Annotated in this window: 25 protein-coding genes; 9 read left to right on the forward strand and 16 right to left on the reverse strand. The window is 62.6% G+C overall.

Annotation, left to right across the window (positions count from 1 at the left end; all coding sequences use genetic code 11):
* Positions 1–140: 140 nt before the first annotated feature.
* Together FHT98_RS00095 and FHT98_RS00100 are read left to right on the forward strand one after the other, a co-directional pair.
* Positions 141–2825 carry a response regulator gene (locus FHT98_RS00095; protein WP_185745035.1) on the forward strand — a complete coding sequence of 895 codons (2685 nt, stop codon included), beginning with the start codon at positions 141–143 and terminating at the stop codon, positions 2823–2825.
* Positions 2826–2904: 79 nt separating this feature from the next.
* Entirely contained in the window at positions 2905–3444 is a 540-nt protein-coding gene (locus FHT98_RS00100) for a hypothetical protein (RefSeq protein ID WP_142111728.1), read from the forward strand.
* Between the two features lie 9 nt (positions 3445–3453).
* Here the strand turns inward: FHT98_RS00100 and FHT98_RS00105 are convergent, their stop codons facing one another.
* Positions 3454–3915, reverse strand: coding sequence for a DUF3597 domain-containing protein (locus FHT98_RS00105; protein ID WP_142111730.1), 462 nt, complete (start codon positions 3913–3915; stop codon positions 3454–3456).
* 2 nt (positions 3916–3917) lie between these two features.
* Positions 3918–4421 (reverse strand): YciE/YciF ferroxidase family protein, encoded by a 504-nt coding sequence (locus tag FHT98_RS00110; RefSeq protein ID WP_113584195.1) that lies wholly within the window; start codon positions 4419–4421, stop codon positions 3918–3920.
* Between the two features lie 144 nt (positions 4422–4565).
* On the opposite strand from FHT98_RS00110, the gene FHT98_RS00115 reads away from it, so the two are divergent.
* On the forward strand, positions 4566–4865 hold the full coding sequence (locus tag FHT98_RS00115) for a PepSY domain-containing protein (RefSeq protein ID WP_055728248.1): 300 nt from the start codon (positions 4566–4568) through the stop codon (positions 4863–4865).
* A gap of 33 nt (positions 4866–4898) precedes the next feature.
* Positions 4899–5465, forward strand: a complete 567-nt coding sequence (locus FHT98_RS00120) for a hypothetical protein (RefSeq protein ID WP_113584196.1) — start codon at positions 4899–4901, stop codon at positions 5463–5465.
* Positions 5466–5688: 223 nt separating this feature from the next.
* Here FHT98_RS00120 and FHT98_RS00125 read toward each other — a convergent pair whose 3' ends face one another.
* The 4 genes from FHT98_RS00125 to FHT98_RS00140 all read right to left on the reverse strand — a co-directional run bounded on the left by FHT98_RS00125 (position 5689) and on the right by FHT98_RS00140 (position 11952).
* Positions 5689–6435 carry a 3'-5' exonuclease gene (locus FHT98_RS00125; RefSeq protein WP_113584197.1) on the reverse strand — a complete coding sequence of 249 codons (747 nt, stop codon included), beginning with the start codon at positions 6433–6435 and terminating at the stop codon, positions 5689–5691.
* Between the two features lie 69 nt (positions 6436–6504).
* Positions 6505–9765 (reverse strand): error-prone DNA polymerase, encoded by a 3261-nt coding sequence (locus tag FHT98_RS00130; protein WP_142111732.1) that lies wholly within the window; start codon positions 9763–9765, stop codon positions 6505–6507.
* Positions 9762–11285, reverse strand: a complete 1524-nt coding sequence (locus tag FHT98_RS00135; RefSeq protein WP_113584198.1) for a Y-family DNA polymerase — start codon at positions 11283–11285, stop codon at positions 9762–9764. Before FHT98_RS00135 ends, FHT98_RS00130 begins: the two co-directional genes overlap by 4 nt.
* Positions 11200–11952 (reverse strand): ImuA family protein, encoded by a 753-nt coding sequence (locus FHT98_RS00140; protein WP_113584199.1) that lies wholly within the window; start codon positions 11950–11952, stop codon positions 11200–11202. The genes FHT98_RS00135 and FHT98_RS00140 overlap by 86 nt, the downstream gene beginning before the upstream one ends.
* 610 nt (positions 11953–12562) lie before the next feature.
* On the opposite strand from FHT98_RS00140, the gene FHT98_RS00145 reads away from it, so the two are divergent.
* Complete coding sequence (locus FHT98_RS00145; RefSeq protein ID WP_113584200.1) at positions 12563–13177, forward strand: hypothetical protein; 615 nt, start codon at positions 12563–12565, stop codon at positions 13175–13177.
* Between the two features lie 111 nt (positions 13178–13288).
* Here FHT98_RS00145 and FHT98_RS00150 read toward each other — a convergent pair whose 3' ends face one another.
* Positions 13289–14467: a pyridoxal-phosphate-dependent aminotransferase family protein gene (locus tag FHT98_RS00150; protein WP_113584201.1), complete on the reverse strand. Its 1179-nt coding sequence runs from the start codon at positions 14465–14467 to the stop codon at positions 13289–13291.
* Positions 14468–14610: 143 nt separating this feature from the next.
* Positions 14611–15000, reverse strand: coding sequence for a cupin domain-containing protein (locus tag FHT98_RS00155; protein WP_113584202.1), 390 nt, complete (start codon positions 14998–15000; stop codon positions 14611–14613).
* Between the two features lie 71 nt (positions 15001–15071).
* Here FHT98_RS00155 and FHT98_RS00160 point away from each other — a divergent pair, with 71 nt between their 5' ends.
* Entirely contained in the window at positions 15072–15446 is a 375-nt protein-coding gene (locus FHT98_RS00160) for a VOC family protein (protein WP_113584203.1), read from the forward strand.
* A 56-nt stretch (positions 15447–15502) separates the two neighbouring features.
* On the opposite strand, the gene FHT98_RS00165 is transcribed toward FHT98_RS00160, so the two are convergent.
* Together FHT98_RS00165 and FHT98_RS00170 are read right to left on the reverse strand one after the other, a co-directional pair.
* Positions 15503–15994, reverse strand: coding sequence for a hypothetical protein (locus FHT98_RS00165; RefSeq protein WP_113584204.1), 492 nt, complete (start codon positions 15992–15994; stop codon positions 15503–15505).
* Between the two features lie 222 nt (positions 15995–16216).
* Positions 16217–17068 carry an SDR family oxidoreductase gene (locus FHT98_RS00170; RefSeq protein ID WP_113584205.1) on the reverse strand — a complete coding sequence of 284 codons (852 nt, stop codon included), beginning with the start codon at positions 17066–17068 and terminating at the stop codon, positions 16217–16219.
* A gap of 420 nt (positions 17069–17488) precedes the next feature.
* On the opposite strand from FHT98_RS00170, the gene FHT98_RS00175 reads away from it, so the two are divergent.
* Positions 17489–17944, forward strand: coding sequence for an MOSC domain-containing protein (locus FHT98_RS00175; protein WP_248309109.1), 456 nt, complete (start codon positions 17489–17491; stop codon positions 17942–17944).
* 243 nt (positions 17945–18187) lie between these two features.
* Here the strand turns inward: FHT98_RS00175 and FHT98_RS00180 are convergent, their stop codons facing one another.
* The 4 genes from FHT98_RS00180 to FHT98_RS00195 form a co-directional block, all read right to left on the reverse strand.
* Positions 18188–18376 (reverse strand): DUF3008 family protein, encoded by a 189-nt coding sequence (locus FHT98_RS00180; protein WP_113584337.1) that lies wholly within the window; start codon positions 18374–18376, stop codon positions 18188–18190.
* Positions 18377–18433: 57 nt separating this feature from the next.
* Complete coding sequence (locus tag FHT98_RS00185; RefSeq protein ID WP_248309110.1) at positions 18434–18763, reverse strand: VOC family protein; 330 nt, start codon at positions 18761–18763, stop codon at positions 18434–18436.
* Positions 18760–19074 (reverse strand): GNAT family N-acetyltransferase, encoded by a 315-nt coding sequence (locus FHT98_RS00190; protein WP_162766124.1) that lies wholly within the window; start codon positions 19072–19074, stop codon positions 18760–18762. Before FHT98_RS00190 ends, FHT98_RS00185 begins: the two co-directional genes overlap by 4 nt.
* A gap of 164 nt (positions 19075–19238) precedes the next feature.
* Positions 19239–19427, reverse strand: a complete 189-nt coding sequence (locus FHT98_RS00195) for a hypothetical protein (protein ID WP_113584208.1) — start codon at positions 19425–19427, stop codon at positions 19239–19241.
* A 250-nt stretch (positions 19428–19677) separates the two neighbouring features.
* On the opposite strand from FHT98_RS00195, the gene FHT98_RS00200 reads away from it, so the two are divergent.
* Complete coding sequence (locus FHT98_RS00200; protein WP_142111734.1) at positions 19678–20226, forward strand: hypothetical protein; 549 nt, start codon at positions 19678–19680, stop codon at positions 20224–20226.
* A complete protein-coding gene (locus FHT98_RS00205; protein WP_142111736.1) occupies positions 20180–20545 on the forward strand; it encodes a hypothetical protein in 366 nt (121 codons plus the stop codon). Before FHT98_RS00200 ends, FHT98_RS00205 begins: the two co-directional genes overlap by 47 nt.
* Positions 20546–20605: 60 nt before the next feature.
* On the opposite strand, the gene FHT98_RS26380 is transcribed toward FHT98_RS00205, so the two are convergent.
* Together FHT98_RS26380 and FHT98_RS00215 are read right to left on the reverse strand one after the other, a co-directional pair.
* On the reverse strand, positions 20606–21217 hold the full coding sequence (locus FHT98_RS26380; protein ID WP_248309111.1) for a DUF2171 domain-containing protein: 612 nt from the start codon (positions 21215–21217) through the stop codon (positions 20606–20608).
* Between the two features lie 43 nt (positions 21218–21260).
* Positions 21261–21851 (reverse strand): Crp/Fnr family transcriptional regulator, encoded by a 591-nt coding sequence (locus FHT98_RS00215; RefSeq protein WP_210244305.1) that lies wholly within the window; start codon positions 21849–21851, stop codon positions 21261–21263.
* Positions 21852–22018 lie beyond the last annotated feature (167 nt).

Raw genomic sequence — 22018 nt, forward strand, 5'->3', positions numbered from 1 at the left:
GACTTTCGCCGGAAAAGATGAGCACGAAAAGAGCCTAATGGATCTTAAAGCCGTGTTCGAGAGCCTCGCACCTTGAGCGACAGATTGGCATATTTGGAGAACTATGCCATGCGCGCTGGATGGCGCGAGGACAGAGCTTCATGTCGCGGACTTTCAGCTCCGGAATTCCAGCCAGGCTGATCATAGTCGCGGTATTCGCCGTCATCGTCATCCCGGGCATTATCTTCGCGGCCATTCTCATGAATAGGTACACTGAAGTTCAGCGTGGCCGCTATCAACAGGAGGCAGTCGAGGCGGCGACAACGGGCGCAGCCGTCGTCGATCGGCACATTCGCAGTTGGCAAATCACGCTTCAAACGCTGGGAACCTCAAGAGCCCTAAGGGACGGCGATCTGGAAGGTTTTTATCGCCAGGCTCTCGAGGTGAAGGCTTTCATCGGAGCCGACATCGGATTGCGGGACCTCAGCGGTCAGCAACTCGTCAACACCAGGCAGTCCTGGGGTAAAGAGTTGCCCTTCACTCCCTTCCCCGTCGACCAGCAGGTCATCGCGTCCGCGAGACCTCACGTCACTAACGTTTTCACCGGGGCGATCGCACAGCGGCCACTGGTTGCCGTGATCGTGCCGATCTTCATCGATGGAGCGCCTCGTTACCTCCTGCATGTCGGCGCTGAAACGGCGCTATTTGCAGATGTCATCAAGCCTATGATCCCGCTTGGCTGGTTTGTGGCGATCGGCGACAGAGACGGCGTCTATGTCACGCGCTCGGAAGACCACGACAGGTTCACTGGGCAACCCGGGGTGCCGGCATTTCTGGCTCAAGCCGTCGGGAAGCAAGGCACCTTCGTCGGCAAAAGCGCATTAGGCGAGGAGATTCTGGTCGGATATGCGCGTTCTGAATTGTCAGATTGGCTAGTCGCCGCGAACATCCGCCGAAGTGTGGTTGAGCAGCCGCTTCGAAGCGCGGTCATTGCCTTGACCGCTGGCGGGGTCACGAGCCTGTTCGTCATGCTGATAGCGGCAACGCTTCTTTGGCGCCTCATCGGAAAACCCCTGCGTAGTTTGACCTTGGTTAGCGCGCGGCTGGGCAAATTCTCCGGACCGATCCAGGTGCCGACCAAGCTAACCGAATTCATCGCGCTTCGAGACGCGATGTCCGAGGCGTCTCAGAAACTCAATGCGAGCAGCGCCGAGCTTGAGGCCAAGGTCGCCGATCGAACCGCCGAACTAGCGCAGGCCAGCGAACTGGTGAGGGCGGAGGCCGCCGAACGCCAGCGTATCGAAGCGATGCTTGCGCAGGCTCAAAAGATGGAAGCTGTCGGTAACCTCACCGGCGGAGTCGCCCATGACTTCAATAATCTGCTGCAGGTCGTCGGAGGCAATCTCGAGCTGCTAAAAAAGGAACCGGGACTGAGTGAGAAGGCCCATACCCGCATCGCCAACGCCGTGGCCGGTGTGTCTCGAGGGGCGCAGTTGGCAGCGCAGTTGCTTGCATTCGGTAGGCGCCAGGCACTTGAGCCGAGGGTGATCAACGTTGGACGGTTTATCCGCGGAATGGACGATCTTCTGCGGCGGACACTCGGTGAAGAAATAGAGATTGAGACTGTCGTCGCCGGTGGGCTTTGGCACACGTTCGTCGACCCGACGAATGTCGAAAATGCGATCCTGAATCTGGCGATCAACGCACGCGACGCGATGGATGGTGCTGGGCGCCTAACGATCGAGGCGGGCAACAGCTACCTCGACGACGATTACGTTCGGTGGAACGCTGAAGCAGCGCGTGGGCAATATGTCGTCATCAGCGTAACCGATACGGGCAGCGGAATGCCGCCCGAGGTGCTAGCCAAGGTGTTCGAGCCGTTCTTTTCGACGAAGCCCGTTGGAAAAGGCACGGGCCTGGGTCTGTCAATGGTCTATGGCTTCGTGAGGCAGTCCGGCGGCCACGTGAAAATCTACAGCGAGCTCGGCCACGGTACGACCATCAAGCTCTACCTCCCGCGATCGCATGACACGGAGGATGTCATCGACCACAGTGATCAACTGCCTGTCATCGGCGGGACAGAGCAGGTTCTCGTCGTCGAAGACGACGATGCTGTGCGCGACACGGTCGTGAATATGCTTTCAGAGCTCGGCTATCGCGTTCTACAAGCGCCGAATGCGCAGAGTGCGATGTCGATCATCGAAAGCGGCACCGAGATCGATCTCCTTTTCACAGACGTTATCATGCCTGGTCCGCTGAAAAGCGCCGAACTTGCCCGCAGCGCGAAAGCAATTCTTCCGCGCCTCGCTGTCCTTTTCACCTCCGGCTACACCGAAAATTCCATCGTACACGGAGGAAGGTTGGACGAGGGTGTTCACCTTCTATCGAAACCATACACGCGTGAAGCCATGGCTCGGAAACTCCGGTATGTGCTTGCGGCGGAAAAGGCCCCTTCCCCACCGAACAGTTCTACCACATCTGATGACGCCGCTTCTTTGACGGTGCTGCTGGTCGAGGACGATGCCATCATCCGTCTGGATGCGGCCGAAATGATCGAGTCGCTCGGTCGCAAGGTGCTAGAGGCTGGATCGGGTCGCGAAGCGATCGCCCTAGCCGAAACGCATACGATCGACCGCCTGATGACTGATATCGGGCTTCCGGACATAAGCGGCGTCGACCTCGCGACCCGCTTGAGAGAGCGCAATGCCGATCTGATCGTTGTATTCGCGACGGGTCGCAGCCAGCTCGACGGGTTCCAAATGGACAACCGGACCCGATTGGTTTCAAAGCCCTATGGCGCGGCTGATCTTGCTGCGGCGCTTGCAGCTGAGCGATTGCAAACCTAGCGGCAAGACCGAGTCCAGTTTTGCCCAGGGTGGATCCCGACCACTTGGCGCGGACAAAACCACCAAATGACATGGCTGGTTGTCGCTGCCGATCGTTTGCGATAGCGGCATGCCGCAATTCGAGCTGGCTGAGCTGGTTGCAATCGTGACGGAGGCCGGCGCGGGAGGGTCGGGCGGAACGTTCGGCGCGTTTTTCTATAATCAGATCGACGAGAACGGGGAGGCGTATCGCCCTTACAAATTAGCGGGCGTTCCGAGATCAGCCTTTGCCGATGTCGAAATGCCTCGCAAGACCGAGATTTTCGCGTCGATCTTTAACGGCTTGCGCGCTTTACATTCTGACGACATTCGAAAGGACCCGCTCTACGACCTGAACGGGCCTCATTTCGGGATGCCAAAAAGCCATCTGTCGGCTGTCTGTTATCTGGCGGTCGCGGTCATCTCGCGAGCCGGCATCGTGCACGGCGGCATTTTGTTGCCCACAACGAGCCTGGGCAATTCGATGAAGAGGCAGAGGAGATCGTCAAGGCGATCGCGGCCACGCTGCGATCTCAATCGAGAACGCCGCGCTCCTCGCAGAAGCGCGGCGGTAGGTCGTTATCAGGCGAGTAGCGCCTGAGCTGTACGCTCAGTCGAGTAAATCGGCGGGGACCTTGCCGCCGTTCTCGGAGAGCTTCTTGATGACTGCCTTGTGCAGCCAGACGTTCATCGTCGCCGAGTCGTTGGTATCACCCGTGTAACCGAGTTCCTGCGCCAGTTCCTTGCGGGCGGTGAGGCTGCTGTCGATCTTGAGCGCCTTGAGCAGGTCGACAATGGACGTCTTCCAGTTCAGCTGCTGGCCGCTGTCCTTGGCCGCCTTGTCGAGGATCGGCGCGACGTCGACCTGCTGCGAGGCCATCGATCCAGGCGCAGTGCCGATGTTTGCCGTGGTCTGACCGACGGGTGTCCCTGCCGGCGACGAGGCTGGTGCGGTGGAAGTGCCGGACGGTGGGACAACCGCACCCGGTGCGGGAGCAGACGTTGAAGTGGCGACCGTATCGGCCTTGGCCTCGCCGAAGATGGCCTTCTTGATGCTGTCGAAAATTCCCATGATCAGGCTGCCTTCTTCGTCGCGGCGGTGTTGGCGGCGCCGCCGAGCTGCGTCAACGTCTTGTCGGTCTTGGTCTCCTCGGCGAGCGTCGCGTCGAGCAGCTTGACCGCATCCTTATGGCCGAGCTGCTGGGCCCACGCCTTGAGGGTACCGTAGCGGGCCATCTCATAGTGCTCTACGGCCTGTGCCGAGGCCACCAGGCCGGCGTCGATCGCCGGGCTGTCGCTATAGTCCTCAATGACCGCCTTGCCTTCCTCGATGATCCCGAGGATGGCGTCGCAGGTCTTGCCGCGCGGGGCCTTGCCGATAAGCTCGAACACCTCACCGAGGCGCTCGACGTGACCTTCGGTCTCTTCGCGATGGGTCTCGAAAGCCTTTTTGAGCTCGGGCGACTTGGCCGCCTTCGCCATCTTCGGCAGCGCCTTCAGTATCTGCTTCTCCGCGTAAAAGACGTCCTTGAGCATGTCGTGGAACAGGTCGTCGAGCGGCTTCGGTTCGGTCGCCATGTCTTCCTCCAGCGATGTGGCTAGTCGATGGTCTGAACGAACCCTGAGAGCCCGTGTTCCATTCCGCTCCGCTGGAACTTTCGGGGGCAATCTGCCGTTGGATTGTGCATCGCGGCATCGGCCGCACGCCCACGGGAGACCATCATGAAGAAGCTGCTCATTGCCACCTTGATCGCCTCCGCGACATCCTTTGGCGCGATCGCACAGACGTCGACGACCTCGCCGATGCCCGCCCCAAAGGCTGACGCCGACAAGAATGCCCCGCTGCCGGGCGCCAACAGCTTCACCGAGGGTCAGGCCAAGAGCCGCCTCGAGGCCAACGGCTATTCAAACGTTGGAGCCTTGAAGAAGGACGACAATGGCGTCTGGAAGGGCACCGCGACCCACTCGGGGGCGCAGGTCAACGTCTCCGTCGACTACCGCGGCAACATCACCCGCAACTGATCGGTGCTCGCACCGCGAAAACTGGAGAACGACATGACCCGTACCCTGACCCGTTCCTACGATAGCCACGCCACCGCCCGCTCGGTCGTGGACCAACTCGAGGCCGCTGGCGTTTCCAGCCGCGCCATCAGCATTGTCGGCAGCGACGGCAAGACTGACGAGACCAACGCCGCCGAAGGTGCCGGAATCGGTGCCGGCGTCGGCGGCGCCGCCGGACTGCTGACCGGCCTTGGCATCATGGCGATCCCCGGCGTCGGCCCGGTTGTTGCCGCCGGCTGGCTTGCCGCCACCGCCGCAGGTGCCGTCGCCGGTGCCGCCGCCGGTGGTCTGGTTGGCTCATTCGTGAAGGAAGGCCACGATGAGGACGAGGCGAACTACTACGCCGAGACCGTTCGCCGCGGCGGATCGGTCGTATCCGTCCGCACCGAACCCGAGCATGAGGCAACCGTCCAAGCTATCCTTGACGGCGCCACTCCGATCGACCGTGCGACCCGCGAGGCTGACTATCGAGCTGGCGGCTGGTCGCGCTTCGACGAAAACGCCGATCCTTACGTTCGGGATGCCACCGCGTCGGGCCGAGTGCCGCCTGCCGTGATCTGACGGCGCGCGCATGTTGAACAACGGCCTCGGGCGACCGGGGCTGTTTTCTGTTTGGCGTTCAGACAAGCGCGAGAGCTTCTTTGCATGTTTCACGGCGGCTCGATTGATCGATCAGGCAGAACCTCTGAGAGTGATCGAGAGGCAGGTCATCAGGCGACGATCTCTCCCTCGGTCCGCAAAAGCGCGCCTTACCAAGAAGCGCAGCAGACGGAGCATGGGAGTGTCAGAGCAAGCGCGCCTGTGCAGGTTCGCGGTCGACTTCGTTCCGGCCATTTCGCCGCTCGAGCTCAATTTGAGCACTGAATCGAAGATCGACATCACGACTGGCAGCGCATTCTGAGAGTGCCGGCACGCTCAGCTGGCCCCATGTCTTGCCGCGATCAGGCCCCGTTGGCACGCGAGGGAGCAAGCCGGGCTCTATGCTCCACGCAAGTAATTGGTCGATCGAAGCTTCATTCAACATGTCGCGGAGATGGTGCGCAGTTACGTACGCATCGGGCATCGCGCGATGAGCGGGCAAGCCAATCTCGTGCACGAGGCCCGCCGGCTTCCGCTGATACCGAAGCATCTGATTTGAGAACCGGGGCAGCTCCGGCCAGAGGCGCAAGGCGCATTTCCAGGTGCAGATCCATTGAGCACCCGCGCTCAGCCGCGGTCGGCAGTATCGCTGTTCGAACGCCGCTCGGTGCGCCGCCAAAGCCAATACTCCGCGCTCCGGCTTCAGGATAGACGGCGCTATATCCTTCCAGTACGGCGCGCCAGCAACGTCCTCATCCCGAATATGGTGCACTGCCATCGTATCGGCGGAGATGGCGCGTCCGGGATTGACGAGAAGCGCGCCGCGTTCCTCGGTGACTTCCCAGCGTCCATCGGCTCCTAGCGAGACGTCCTGCCAACCGATTTCACAGACGTCGTGGGGGCCGTCGCCGGCCGTCTCAAGGTCGATGACCCGAACGCGATTACTGAGCATGGATTGTAGATCAGCATTTCAGCTGGTCCATACAAGGCAGGAGCCTTTCCATCCCCGCTGGCAGGTGGATCAACGAAAATCCCGCGTCTTCACCTTGATCGCGTCGATATGCAGATCGGGGATATAAATGTCCCGGGCTCGTAGTCCCTTGGGCGGAAGATCGCGCGGATCAGGCGTTGCAGAGCCATGATGAAACTCGTCACCTCGTCCATGAGGCAGCGGGAAAGGCTGCCCGCGCTTCCCAACACCGGCGAGGTCGGCAGATAGATCAGTGAGCCTCTGCGCCACGAGGTGGACGACCTCGCCCTCGCGCTGGATGCGTCCGCGGACCGAGATCATCCCTGCGGAAAGGATCGTCCGCCTGAACAGCTCGAACACCTTGGGCCAAACCACGAGGTTCGCGATCCCGCTTTCATCCTCGAGGGTAATGAACATGACACCCTTGGCCGAGCCAGGCCGCTGCCGTACCAAGACGATGCCGGCGGCTTCGAGCCAACGTCCATCGCGCGCTTCCATTGCGGCCTGACAGCTGACAATGCCCCTGCGCCGAAGATCCTGCCGCAGGAATGAGACCGGATGATCGCGAAGCGACAGCCCGACATGGCGATAGTCCTCGACCACATCTCCACCGGTCGCCATAGGCCGGAGCGTGATGGCAGGCTCCGGCGTTTCATCGGTGCGCTTATCCGCAGCCGCGGCGAACAGGGGCAGCGGTTCGTCGCGCAGGACGCGGATCGCCCAGAGCGCCTCTCTCCGCGCCAACCCAAGGCTGGGCCGAAACCCATCGGCTTCGGCGATCTGCGCCAACGCTGCCACGGGCACCCGAGCCCGGCGCCAGAGATCCTCGATCGACTCGAACGGAAGGCGGGCTCGGGCCGTGGCGATCGCGGCAGCGTGAGCATTGGACAACCCCTTGACCATCCGGAGGCCCAGGCGAACGGCAAACCGCCCCTCGTCTCCGGTCTGCTCCAGCGTGCAGTCCCAGCGGGAGGCGTTTGCGCACACAGGCCGAACCTCGACGCCGTGATCGCGGGCGTCGCGCACGATCTGTGCAGGAGCATAGAAGCCCATGGGCTGACTGTTCAGCAGCGCGGCGCAGAACACGTCCGGATGCCAGCATTTCAGCCAGGCGGAGGCGTAGGCGATCAGAGCGAAGGAGGCCGCGTGGCTCTCAGGGAAGCCGTAGGAGCCGAAGCCTTCGAGCTGTCGGAAGGTTTGCTCGGCGAACTCGGCCTCGTAACCGTTGGCGACCATGCCGGCGACGAGCTTCTCCTTGAACTTCGACACGCCGCCCGTGAACTTGAAGGTCGCCATGCTCTTGCGCAGCAGGTCTGCCTCGCCGGGCGTGAAGCCGGCGCATTCGATCGCGACCCGCATCGCCTGCTCCTGGAAGAGCGGCACGCCGAGCGTCTTGCCCAGAACCTTCTCCAGCTCGGGCTTGGGATAGTGGACCGGCTCGCGGCCCTCGCGTCGGCGCAGATAGGGATGGACCATGTCGCCCTGGATCGGGCCTGGCCGGACGATTGCGACCTGCACGACGAGATCATAGTACGTCCGCGGCTTCAGACGGGGCAGCATCGACATCTGCGCCCGGCTCTCGATCTGGAAAGTCCCGAGCGTGTCGGCCTTGCAGATCATCGCGTAGGTCCGTGGGTCCTCGGCCGGAATCGAGGCCAGGTCGAGCGCGATACCCTTGTGATCCGCGAGCATGTCCAGGCCGCGCTTCATGCAGGTCAGCATGCCCAGCGCGAGAACGTCGACCTTCATGAACTTCAGTGCGTCGATGTCGTCCTTGTCCCATTCGATGACCTGACGATCAGCCATTGCCGCTGGCTCAATCGGGACAAGGTCGTCGAGGCGGTCATGGGTCAGGACAAACCCGCCAGGATGCTGTGAGAAGTGCCGCGGAGTGCCCTGAAGCTGGCGGGCGAGATCGAGCGCCAGGCGCAGCCGTCTGTCAGCCAGGTTGAGGTTGAGCTCCTCGACGTGTCGCTTCTCGACGCCCTCCTCGGACCAGGCCCAGACCTGCGAAGACAGCGTACCGATCAGGTCCTCGGGGAGACCCAGCGCCTTGCCGACATCGCGTAGGGCCCCCTTGGTTCGGTAGCGAATGACAGTCGAGCACAAGGCCGCGTGATCCCGGCCATAGGTGTCGAACACCCACTGCATAACGATCTCGCGGCGCTCATGCTCGAAGTCGACATCGATGTCGGGCGGCTCACGACGCTCCTCCGAGACGAAGCGCTCGAACAGCAGATCGTTGCGGCCCGGGTCGATCGAGGTGATGCCGAGCACGAAGCAGACTGCCGAATTCGCCGCTGAGCCACGACCTTGGCAGAGGATGTCGCGCGAGCGGGCAAAACGGACGATCGCGTTCACCGTCAGGAAGTATGGCGCGTAGCCGAGCCTCTCGATCAGCGTGAGCTCGTGGTTCAGGCTTGCCTGGACGCTTTCGGACAGACCCTCGGGATAGCGTTGCGCCGCGCCTTCCCAGGTCAGCTTGGCCAAGGTCTCCTGCGGTGTCAGCGTGGGATCGTCGCGCTCTTCCGGGTACTGATAGGCGAGTTCGTCGAGCGAGAACCGGCATCGATCGGCGATCTGCAGCGTCCGGGCCAAGGCCTCGGGATAGCGCGTGAAGAGCCGATGCATCTCCTCCGGAGGCTTCAGATAGCGATCGGCATGGCGCTCGCGCCGATCGCCAAGGGCGTCGATCGTGACGTTGTGGCGGATGCAGGTGACGACGTCCTGCAGGATCCGCCGGGCCGGCTCGTGGAAGAGTACATCGTTGGTCACAACCGTGGGGACGCGCATCCGCGTCGCGAGGTTCGACAGGTCGTGGAGGCGGAGATGATCGTTCGGTCGGCGCCGCAGCGACAGTGCCAGATAGGCGCGGTCACCAAAGCCCTCGCGAAGCCGACGCAGGCGAAAGGCGCAATCCTCGTCGGCCAGGTCCGGCACGAGCACCGCGACTAAGCCATCGCAATACGCAACGACGTCCGACCATTCGAGATGACATCGCGCCTTTCCGCCGCGCTTCTTGCCGATGGAGAGCAGTCGACACAGGCGGGAATAAGCAGGCCGGTCGATGGGATAGACCAGCAGCGACATGCCGTCAGCGAGATCGAGGCGGCAGCCGACGATCAGCCTGACGCCGGTTGTCTTCGCCGCCTCGTGCGCCCGGACGATGCCGGCCAGCGAGTTGCGGTCGACGAGAGCGAGCGCCTCGATGCCGAGCAGCGCCGCCTGCGCGAACAGCTCATCGGCCGAGGAGGCGCCGCGCAGGAAGCTGAAATGGCTGGTGATCTGAAGCTCTGCATACCGGGCGCTCATCCGAACACGCCATGCAGGAACCAGCGATGCGACCCCGTGGCGACGTCTTCGCCGTCGCCTGCGCGATAGAGCCAGTAGCGCTCGCCGGCGTCATCCTCGACCCGGAAGTAGTCGCGCACGGCGACCATCTCGGCCTCGCGCTTCCACCACTCACCGAACACGCGCTCTGGCCCATCTGCGCGCCGGACCCGGCGGCGGATTCCGCGCCAGCTGAACCAGGCCGGTGGATGGTCCGGCACCAGCGCCATGGTCTCGACCGGTTCCGGTCTCGGTAGCAGCCTGGCAGGGCGCGGCCAGTGGCCTGGCCAGATCGCTCCGGTCTCCTCAGTCAGCGCCGCGACACGGCAAACAGAACGCTCGGGTACATCGCTGGCAACCGGTGCCATCCGGTAGACCGCCCGCTCACCAACTCGGTTGGCGAGGATGTCGATGAGGCCGGACACGTCCGCGCTGGACTCCTCAACCAGGGAGTTGAGCGCCTGCTTTCGTTCGAGGGGCTCAGCCAAGGTCGCCGCTAACGTCATGATCTCTATGCCGAAGCCAGGCTCGATCGCCTCGATCTTCTCGCAGAGGAGCCGGGTCAGTCGTTTCACGTCGCAGACAGGCTTGGCGAGCCCAACCCGGACTGTCTGAAGTCCGCGATCGACGCGATGACAGACGAGATCGAGGCGCCGAGCGCCGAGACCGCGCGCCTCGAGGCGATCGCAGAGCTGGGCGACCGATTTGCCAATGTAGCGAGCGATTGTCTCCGGCGCGCCGATCGGCTCGGCGAAGGCGCGGCGAACTTCAATGAGATCAGGCGGGCGGATAGCGATGATGGGCTCGGCGATCTCCCCGAGTGCCTGGGCCAATCGGCGGGCGATCTCCGGCCCAAAGCGCAGCGTGAGCGGCGAGCGCGGTTGGGCGATGATGTCACCGGCAGTCTCGAAGCCTAGAACGCGCAGGTCGTTCGATATCTTGGCGCGCAGTCGCAAGCATTCTAGAGGCAGCGGCAATAGCGGCTGCGCTTCATGCCCGATCGGTGTCACGATCGTTGCCCGAGAAGTGTATCGAGCGAGCGCATGGGCCGTCCCCCAGCTGTCAGCGATCGCAGCCCTGGCCTCGACGCCCGACATCGCCAAGCGTCCAACGATGGCGTCCAGCATGTCGGCTTCTCCGCCATGCAGGTGTTCTGCACCCGTCGTGTCGATGACGATACCATCGGGAGGGTCCGGCGCGACGATCGGGGCGACGCGCTGATGCAGCCAGATTGCCAGCCGCTCAAGCTCCTGTGCCTCCGCGGCGGGATTCGCTTCCTCGACCAGCAGGCCAGGCACGAGCGCCTGCGCTTTCGTGGCCGGCATGCCGACGCGAAGCCCGGCTGTCAGTGCAGCGGCATTCGCCGCCTGCACTACCCTCCTGCTGCCGTCGCGAGCGATGAGGACGAGCGGGACCTCAGGCGGAGGTGCCGCGCCGCCAGCCATCCGCCGAAACCGATCGATCGACCAGTTCGGGAGGAAGACCGAGACGACCCGTGTCATCGCATGCCTCCAACTCAAAATCCGCGCTTTCGCCTGCCCGGGCCCTAATCAATTCAACAAGCCAGCGTGACCGCCCTACCCCCGGCACTGGCAGCGCTGTCGATGGAAGCATCGAAACCCGCCATCGGGTCATCGCCGCCGTGGGCTGACCAAAATCAGAGGCGTCGACCTCGCGTCGCCATCGTCGCAGCGCGATGCCGATAGCACCTGTCCCCTCCGCGGCGAGCTGAAGGCGACGCGACGCTGTCATGGACAAGCGGGCTACCTCGCCGACGACGGAGCCCAGCCCTCCATGGCGCAAGCCCTCTTCCATGCAGGCGAGCACGGTCTTGTCATCGCCGGCCTCGACATAGATCACGCGGTCAGGGATCAACCCCGCCTGCGCCATCGCCGGCGCGAACAGATCGGCTCGGGTGAGGCACCAGAGCACCTTGCCGCGACTCCTCGCGGCAACCCCGGCGCTGAACAATGCCGCCGCTGCACCGTCAATCGCGCCGTTGCCGCCGCCCGCGACCTCATGCAGTGCTCCTAGCGCGAGGCCTCCACCAGGCAAGCGTGAGTCGACCGTCGCGATACCGAACGGCAGCACCGTCCGGCCGCGGGCGCCTCGGCCCTCGATCCGCTCGATCTGGTCGCGGAGCGACTGAAATAACGGCTGTGGCCGCAACGGACTTTACCTGCTAGAACGACACTTGATGTTCTTCTTATGTTCTCAGCGAGAGGCTGAGAGTCAAGCTCGGTGTTTGACGGGAACACAGCGACGCGACGGGAGGTTGCCGAGAAGCAGCCTCTACATCCGAGCAGGAGAACAAAATGTCCGAGGATCCAACCGAAATCGTCCAGCAGTCATACGAGGTGGTCGCTTGGCGAGGGCTGGCGCTAGCCCTTCTGGCGTAGATCCTGGTTCCAGCGCCGGAGAACGAGGAGGAGTGCTCCCAGTTCATTCACACCGTTCTGGCAGATATTCTCGATCAGACAGTCAACAGCGAGGCAATGCCAGCCGAACTCGAGCGAGGCGCGTTGCGGGCCGAACTGGGGGGTGTGAACGAGCGCCTTCGCGAGGAACTCGCTGAAGCGCGGCTCGATCGGCAGAAGCTCCGAAATAAATGGCTGAAATCGGGAGCCAGCTGATCGCCCACCGAGTATCGGCCACCTTCAGGACGCCTACGCAATAGGGAGCAACCGTAAATGCCGCACGACAAGGAGCGTAGAAGCTGGGAACACGCGATCGATCCGTGCGATTAGTCCCAGACCCGCAAACCTGAACAGAGCATTATGTGAAGCGCACCTCAACGCAGCTCGCTGAGTGGCCTCTTGCATCAACGGCCACCCTTGGATCGTCGATCCGCGCCAAGGGAATCGAGCGCGAAATCAGGCGGCGGCTTCCTTGGTTGACGCGGAAGCACCTCACGGTCGAAACCGGCAAAGTGATCCTTCATATGCCGGATGCCGAAGCTGCTGAGTTTGACGCGCTATCTGCGATCGTAGCGGACATGATGGCCGAGGTTGCCGAGTTGCCAATTCTGCCAAGTGAGGCCGAGGACATTCTCTCCATCTCATCTCGCGAGCGCCACAAGTGGCTCGACGACGGCCGGCTCCAGAGCGCGGGGACAAAGACGGTCAAGCTGCGCGGCCGGGCCAAGGCCGTCACTTTTCACGTGTTCACTCCAAGTTTCATCGAGCATGTCCTCGATAGCGGCCTGCCGGAAATCTGGCGGGAAGAGGATGACGCGACGACAGCAGAGAACCGGCGGCGGGCAGCAGGGAAAGCGGCTCTGACGCGTGCGGAAAAGCGCTCGGCCAAATCCCGTAAGGCAACGCCCGATCCAGACGAACAGAAAACCGGCCTCGACGGCTGGGAAGAGTTCGAGGCTGAAGGTCTGCTTCGGTGAGGTATGCCGCCCGGAGGGACGGGAGGAAAGCTATTCAGCTATCGCCTGCACCTGTCGGCATGAGCGACCCTGTCTGTTCAAGGCCTCCATGCGGCATAATCGCAGTCTCTTTCACGCGGCGGCGGCTAGGCTGGCGATTGCGGCTGCCACACCACCCGAGCCGTGCGGGATTTCTTTGGCCTGAAGCGCCATCTCAACGGCTCCGAGCGCTCCAATAAGCGCCGCAGCGTTGAAATGGCCCATGTGGGCGATCCGGAAGGCCTTGCCGTGATAATCTCCAATCCCGAGGCCGAGCGTCACGCCACAGACGTCGCGCGCGAAGGCGGTGATGACGCTTACGTCGACGTTGGGCGTTAACACCGCCGTCACCGACGGCGCTCGCTCGGATCCCTCGGTCACTCCGAAGGTGAGAGCCTGACCACTCGACCAGAGTTCGACGGCAGCATGTGTCGCCCTGGCAAGGGCGGCGTGGCGGCGCCAGATCGCCTCCAGCCCCTCCTCGAAGATCATGTCGAGCGCAGCACGTTGTCCGAAGAGGAGATGCTCAGGCGCAGTGCCGCAATGCTTCATGTAGGCCAGCACGTTCATCCGGCCACTCCAATCCCAATATCCCGTGCGCAGGTCGGCGCGCCTATGGGCGGCAAGAGCTCTCTCGTTGGCCGCGACGAACGCGAGGCCTGGCGAAGACATGAGCCCCTTCTGCGAGGCTGAGACGCCAACGTCGATGCGCCAGGCATCCATCTCGAATTCCATGCACCCGAGGGAGGCAATGGCATCGACCATGAACAGAGCGGGGTGACCAGCGGAGTCGATGGCCCTGCGAATGGCCGGGATATCGTTGACGATTCCTGCTGCGGTATCGATCTGGACGACCATCACGGCTTTGATCTTGTGCTGCGTGTCAGAACGCAGCCGGGCCTCGACCGCGGCTGGATCGACGGCCCGGCGCCAGCTGCCGGGCAGCATCTCGACATCGACGCCCATAAAGCGGGCCATCTCGCCCCAGCCGATGGCGAAGCGGCCGCTTTCCAGCACCAGAACCCTGTCGCCTCGCGACAGAACATTGGTGAAAGCCGCTTCCCAGCCGCCATGGCCGTTGGCGGCGTAGACGAAGGTTTCGCCGTCAGTCCGGAAGACGCGCTTGAGATCGGAGAGAACCGTTTCGGTCAGGCTCACGATACTGTCGGAACTGAGTTCCTCAGCCGGCCGCATCATCGCCTGGAGCACGCGATCGGGAATATTAGTGGGGCCTGGCATCGCGAGCAGCGGCCGACCATTCGCCAGGGACATGCCGAATCCTCAGGGCAGTAAAATCACCACAGCAGAGATCCGCCAAGTGCGTTTCCTGGGCAAGTGCGTGCGCGCATTGCTCGACATCTCGCTCTGCATGACGCGTGTGCCGACTCGCCCGTCCAGTGGTGTCCAAAATCTCTCTATGGTGGTGCGTCCGGGCTGTACCTCCGTTTCACCTCTTCGCTGTCGTCGTAGCTTGCTTCGAAAACCGGCGAAGCGAGAGTGGCGCGAACTTTCAGTGTCCCGGCTCCGCTATTCGTGAATCCATGACGGCTGCCAGCGGGCACGATGACCGACTGGTTGGGCAGCACCGACATCACCTCGTCCTCGATGCGAATCTCGGCCTGCCCCTCAACGACCTCAAGGATTTCCTCGACGGTATGCGCGTGCATTGGCGCGCCAAGGCCTGGTTGGCAAAGCTGCTCGAAGATGCAGAGTTGGTGCGATCCGACCACCGCTGAAATTCGCATCGAGGTAAGCACGCCCTCTCGCCATTTTTCGAGCTCAGAGTTCGGCTGAATCACGCGCATGCGTTCGTTCCTTCCAACGTGTCGCCCGCGCCATGCTGCAAATACCTCGCGCAGGATTTTTGGAGACAAGTATGTTCACGCACATCATGATTGGCAGCAACGACCTGGAGCGATCCAAGGGCTTTTACGACGCCACATTCGTCGCGTTGGGAGGCCAGCGCGGTGAGGTCGATGCCAGAGGCAGGCTGATCTACACTCACAGCGGCGGCAGGCTTATGATCACGACGCCAATCGACGGAAATCCGGCCACATTCGCAAACGGGGGCACGATTGGTATCGCTGCGGCTAGCAAAGAACATGTCCAGGCTTGGCACGACGCTGGAAAGGCGCATGGCGGAAAGTCGATCGAGACCTCGCCGAGCGAGCGTCCCAATGGTGCCTTCGTCGCATACCTTCGCGACCCTGATGGGAACAAGCTGACGGCGCGCTCCCAACCGACAAAATAAGTGCGGCAGTTGCGCTAAATGATGTCCGTGATCGCTTAGAGCTTGTTGTTGAGATTTCAGGAAACGACCTTCGAGAAATCGGATTCAGGAGGATTGTCGCTCGCCTTGAGCGGCATTGCTGCATCCAATATCCGTATCGCTAGCGCGACATCCGATTCCTCAACTCGGACAGAGACCACGGACCGACCCCGGGCGTGTTCTTTAGCGTGATGTTCGGCGTCGCTCGCCGGTACGCCGGCGTCGACGAGTGCCCCGAGAACGCCCCCTGCCAACGCGCCAGTCACCGCACCGGAGAGGAACCAGCCTGTCGCAATGATCGGCCCAACGCCCGGAATCGTAAGCGCGCCCAACCCAAGAGCTAGCCCCGTCGCGGCGCCTGCCGCTCCGCCGATGCCAGCGACTGCAGTCGTATTGTCGTCGCCGCCAGCCTGCTGCCCGAGGAGGCCGATCCTCTCCGGCTGGATGCCAGCCTCGGCCAAGCGGACCGCGACATTTCGAGCATCTTCAAACGTCTGGTAGGTTCGGGTAATCGTTCGGACTTGAAGCATTCTGGTCTCCCTATTGCGAAAAGGGCGAGCCCGACAGGAACCGCCCACTCAATTCTCACTGCGACGGTGATTAGTGCTGGCGCCCTGCAACCTGCTCCGACGCGCTCGCGATCATTGGCAAAGTTGCTCGATCCGCCACGCTCGCAGCTATGCGATCCGCTGCCGATGGCAGCCTTCGCCTCTTGGGTAGGACTGAGTCGCCGATCAGCATTCGACCGCTACTCAGCCGTTCACAACCGTGCCGCCGTTCGGGTGCAGCACCTGGCCGGACATGTAGCTGGAATCCTCACACGCCAGAAACAGAAAGCTGGGCGCGACCTCATTCGGCTGCCCGGGCCGCTTCATGGGCGTGCTTTCACCAAAGTGTTTGAGCTTCTCCGGGCTTGCTCCGCCCATAGGGTTGAGAGGCGTCCAGATCGGCCCTGGCGCCACCGCATTTACACGAATCCCCTTCTCGATCAGATTTTCGGAAAGGGCCCGCGTGAATGCGGTGATCGCGCCTTTTGTCGAGCTGTAATCGAGCAACTCGCTGGAACCCTGGTAGCTTGTGACGGACGTGCAGTTGACAATAACGGCGCCACTTTGGAGGTGCGGCCGCGCGGCTTGCGTCATGAAAAACATGCCGAAGATGTTTGTCTGGAACGTTCGGCGAAGCTGCTCCTCGGTAATATCCGTGATGTCCTTATCCGGATGCTGCTCGCCCGCATTGTTCACCAGAATATCGATCTTCCCGAACTCTTCGACGGTCCGGGCGACCGCGTCGGTGCAAAATGCCTTGTCGCCGACATCTCCCGGGATAGCGATCGCGCGGCGCCCTTCGCGCTCGACGATGCCAACGGTCACTTTGGCATCATCATGCTCACTCAGATAGACAATGGCGATATTGGCACCTTCGCGGGCATAAAGCGCAGCGACAGCGCGACCAATGCCGCTATCCGCCCCGGTGATCAGCGCCACCATCCCCTTGAGGCGATCGCTCCCGGGATAGCGCGGCTCCCATTCTGGCTTCGGCGTTAATGCGGACTCGTGGCCTGGCAGACCATCTTCATGAATCATGGGCTCTGTGGCGGACATGGAAAATTCCTGAGGTGAGGCTGCGGCACGCATGTGCCCTTAGCAAATCTGCCCCCAGCGCTTAGTCATCGAACCGCCTTAGCTATGACTGGTTCCCAAACTCAAAGCAGGTCGATGGCGGCTTCAGAGCACGACCCGTTTGTTGAGAACCTATCCGTCGGAAGCGCGTTTCGAACATGCCGGCGGAACGCTGGTGGTGCCATTCGGAGATGTTCACAATGATCAGGTTGATATTGGCCGGCGCGGCGGGATGGATGCTCGCGACCCGACCTCAGTTGCGGGAGCGAGTACTCGACTTTGCCCGAGATATCGTTCAGCGGTTCTCACCGCGCTAGGACTGCCCGCGTCGAAACCATGCCTCTCAACCCATCATCCTCACTCGCGCAGCTTCTGAACGCCCCTGTCAGGACCGGACAAGTTGTGTGGCTTGGCATCCGGCCTGGCCGCCGCGAAGCGCTCATCGAACTTCAGAGCGCGGATTTCGATATTACGAGCGGTGTTATAGGCGACCGCTACACGCGGGCGCGGGGGGCTCGACAGGTCACTTTGATCCAGGCCGAGCATCTCGGGACGATCGCCAGCCATCTTGGCCGCTCACAAGTTCTGCTGGGCGATCTGCGCCGCAATGTTGTTACTCGAGGCATCAATCTAGTCGCGCTGAAAGACAAGCGCTTCAGGATTGGCTCCGCCGTCTTGCAAACCACCGGAGAATGCCATCCGTGTTCGCGAATGGAGGAGATCCTCGGCGTTGGCGGTTACAACGCGGTTCGCGGGCTCGGCGGCATCACTGCCCGCATCATCGATAGCGGTACGGTCAAGCTCGGGGGTGAAGTTGTCGTCGACCTCGCGGACGGAGTTGCAGGCGGATCTGCCTAGGTCCACCGTCCAAAGAGGTTGTTGGACCCGGACTGCTCTGTTGCTAGCTCGCACACGGCAGTTTGCCGCGGTGCCGCTCACCTCCCAGGCTTTGGGAAAGCGCGACTCACCAAACGCGAACCCGCAAAGCCAATCGCCACAGCTGCTCGGCGGCTTTCGAAATTCCAATGCGAGTGGCACGAAACGCGCTGTTATGGCGACTCTCCTGCTTGCGGAAGCCGGTCGAGCCTCCGTCCGGTGGTGTCAGTGCTTGGAGGCGTGCTCCGGCTTTCCCTTGCGCTTGGTCGAAGCCATCTTCTCCAGCTCGGTCTCGCTCATCGATTTCTCCATCGATTTCGAGGCGCCCTTGAGTTCGCTCTTCTTCATGTCGCCGCGCTTGGCCGCCAAGGCGGCGCCCGCGGCCTTTTGCTGTGCGGCTGATTTTGCAGGCATGGTCTCCTCCTTCACTGGGATGAACGGGTGACGGCCTCGATCTTGTTGCCGTCAGGATCAACACGAATGCTCCGAAATAATGGGCGTCGTATTCAGGACGCAGGCCAGGCGGGCCGGCGTCGCGGCCGCCATGGGCAAGGACTGTGCGGTGGAACGTCTCGACGAGATCGCGCTGCCCGACCGCGAATGCGACATGCATGCCGTTTCCGCGCGTTGCCGACCGACCGTCGAGCGGCGTCTCGACGCTGACAGGATGCTCGCCACGCCGTAATCGGCCGAGTGCTCGTCGCTCTGCAGCAGCCGCGGGCCAATGCAACCGAGAACGCTGTCGTAGAAGGCGCGAGCACGGGCGATGTCATTGGTGCCGACTGAGACGTGGTCGATCATCGCCTCACTCCGTCGTGGGCTGCCAGGACGTCATGAAAGTCAGAATGGCGATGGACCCAGTCGGCGACGAAGCTGCAGGCCGGCACGATGCGCTGCCCGCGCTCGCGCGCCAGGCGGAAGACTCCGTCGATGAGGCGCTCGCCGATGCCGCGTCGGCGAAAGGCCGCTGGTACCTCTGTGTGGGAGATGACGAGGTAATCGTCGAGCTTGCGATAGACGGCAAAGGCTTCGCCGCCCGGAAAGCTCATGACGAAACGGTTGGCAGCCGGACGGTCGACGACCCCCCATTCCGATTGGTCAAGCGCCTGCATGACGTGTCCTATCTCGATAGAGCTGATAGCGAATCGAACACGGCGGCCGGTAGCAGGTTCCCGTTTGCCGAATCGAATTGCGCGAGGTCGAGTAGATCGCGCAGGCGAAGGATCTCGAAACGACAGTGGCGCGCCGCCGCTGCCTGTTCCAAAAGTTTCGGCTCTCATTCGCCGACACCCGCCGCGGGCTTGTCGTCCGGCTTTACCCGCGGCTTGTCGGCGTCTCCGGTGTCCTTCTCGGGATCGGGATCAATTGAGACCTTGGTGGTGGAGTCCTTGCCCGGATCGCCTTGGATCGATTTGACGCGTTGCTGCTCTTCAGGGCTGAGCTTGTTGCCATCGCCGTCACGCATGGGTGCCTCGCATCTGGAATGGCCCCCGGAGGTGAACGGGCTTCCGTCCCAGCGGTTCCGGTCTCACTCGCTGCTCGGCGCGATTTTCTCCGTTTGCTGCGGTTAGGAACCAATCCGCTCCGGCGACTGTTTGCCTGGCACTTTCGCTCATCAGCAGGAGGGGCTCATGGACAGCATCATTTACCTCGTCGGTCTCGTGGTGGTCATCATGGCCATCCTGTCGTTCCTCGGTCTTCGATAGGAATTCGCCATGTCCATGTCTGGAACAGACGTCGTCGTCGCCCCGGTCACCGTGAACAAGGAAAACCGTTCCTATGGGCAATGGGGACCGATCATCGGCGGCGCGGTGATCGCGACCGCCATCTCCACCACCATGACGGTCTTCGGCTCGGCGATCGGCCTGTCGATGGTCTCCGCCGACTTCGAGAAGAGTTCGAGCGCAACCGCGTTGGCGGTCGCAGGAGCTCTGTGGGCGCTTTGGGTCATGGCTTCGGCCACGATGGCGGGCGGCTATCTCGCGGGGCGGATGCGCCAGCCGAGCTTCGATGCCAATACCGAGGAGCGCAAGGTGCGACGCAACGCACGGCCTACTCGTATGGGCGACAGGCGCGCTTCTGATCACCATCGTCGCGACATCCTCGCTCTTCAGTGCGGCAAAGACGGTGGCCAGCGGCGTGGCCAGCGCAAGCTCCGGGGTAGCCACCTTGATTTCCCAGAACGTCGATCCAATGGCGATGGCGCTGGACAACATTATGCGCGCCAACGGCCAGCAGCCGCCGACCGCCCAGGAACGCGATGAAGCCTCTCGGATCTTCGTCAGCGCCCTCGCGAATGGCAGGATCGAACAGGGTGATCGGGACTATCTCGCCTCGCGACTGGCCGCCCGCTCCGGGATCAGCGAGCAGGATGCGCAGAAGCGGATCGACGACGCCTATGCGCGGATTTCGCAGGCCAAGGAGGCCGCCAAACAAGCGGCCGAGCGTGCCCGAAAGACCGCGGTGCTGACGGCGTTCCTGACGGCCGCCGCACTGCTCGTTGGCGCCGCAGCGGCCTCGTGGGCTGCCACATTGGGCGGAGAACATCGGGACGAGAACCTCCGGGTCGACCCGCCCCTCTGAACGGCTCCTCGATGAGGGAAGCCACCCTCGGCCCGCCGTGGCGGGCCGAGTCTTTTCATCTCACCCCGAACGGATCGCAGCGCGTCGGCGTTGCTCCAGCATCACGCTCGGAAAGGACATGCGATGAATGAGGAGCAACCCAAGAGAAAGGGCAGCACGAACGGCCCAACGGAACCCAATCAGCGGCCGCCCGAGCGACGCGAAGACCCTGCGAAAGAGGCTGTGAAAGGACCGGCTGTGATTTCGGAGGGGAATGCCACACAGCGGGAGCGCGACGATCGCCGGAAACGAGAGAGGTAAGATCGAGGCCGGTCGGTTAGGCCGGCTTCGCGTAGCGGAGAGGGCCTCGACCTCCAGCAACATGATGATGGCGAGCGCGTTATTCCACGGCTTCGGACCAGCGCTGCTTCGCTTCTGCCGCGGGAACCAGCAGCTTCGCCCGATTGCCCTCGACGCGACGATCAGCCCGATATCGAGATAGTGGTGAGTGCCTCCGGATGACGGATCTGACTTCTTGAGCTTGAGGAGCGTTCCGGACACCGCGTCGACCGTGCCGACATGCACGCCGTCCGAACCGACGATATCGAGCCTTCCCGCACCTGTTCGATGAACATCATGGCGATCTCCTTTGCTGGAATCGCAACCCGCCCGTCGCAGCTCAGTACCGAGCAATGACGGTCTGATCCCTTTGAGACCGGCCGCCGCGTAGCGTCGATCAGGAGAGCTGTGGCCGTGAAAAGGCCGCGAGCCCCTTGCCGTCGATGACTTCGATGCGCGCCCGCGACGATCGGATCAGGCGCTCACCCTCGAGAACATGGAGCGCGACCGTCACGCCGGAGCGGCGCACGCCCAGCGTATGGGCGAGATCGTGATGAGTGATCGGGATGATGTCGCTCGCCAGGGTCTCGCCGCAGCGGGTGATCCAATGCGCAACGCGGCGCTCCAGCGACAGCGCCACCGTGCGAGCCGCTTCGTCGAGATATCTGCCAGCAGCACGCAGGGCATGGAACATCAGCCGCTCGCGCAATCCGCTATCCTCGCGCAGGAGACGCCGCAAGGTTTGAGGAGCGACGCAGATGAAACTGCCGGATTTCAGAACCTTCGCGGACATGTCCGCGAATTCCGGAGCGAAGAGCTTCTGGATGCCGATCGCATCGCCGCGACTACCGAAGCCAATCTGGAACCTCGCCTGCCCGCGCTGGAGCACCAGGGTCGCAATACCGTCGATCGGGAAATAAATTGCGTCGGCGAGCGGAAGCTCCGCGCCGGCCTCGAAGCGGATACGCCGGGCAACCGGCCCTAGCAACTCATCCAGGCTTCGTTGCCGCGTGTCGTTAATCTCGGCTTTTCGGGGGCTTTCCCGATAGCGAGCATTCATGGGCGCCTCCGTTGGGAAGCGGCAGCGTCACCTGAACCAGACCCGGTGGCACTAACATGGGTTAGATGACAAGAACCGCGCGGCTGCTCATCCCG

Origin of the sequence: Allobosea sp. AK1 (assembly GCF_006714945.1) — a bacterium.
GTDB lineage: Bacteria > Pseudomonadota > Alphaproteobacteria > Rhizobiales > Beijerinckiaceae > Allobosea > Allobosea robiniae.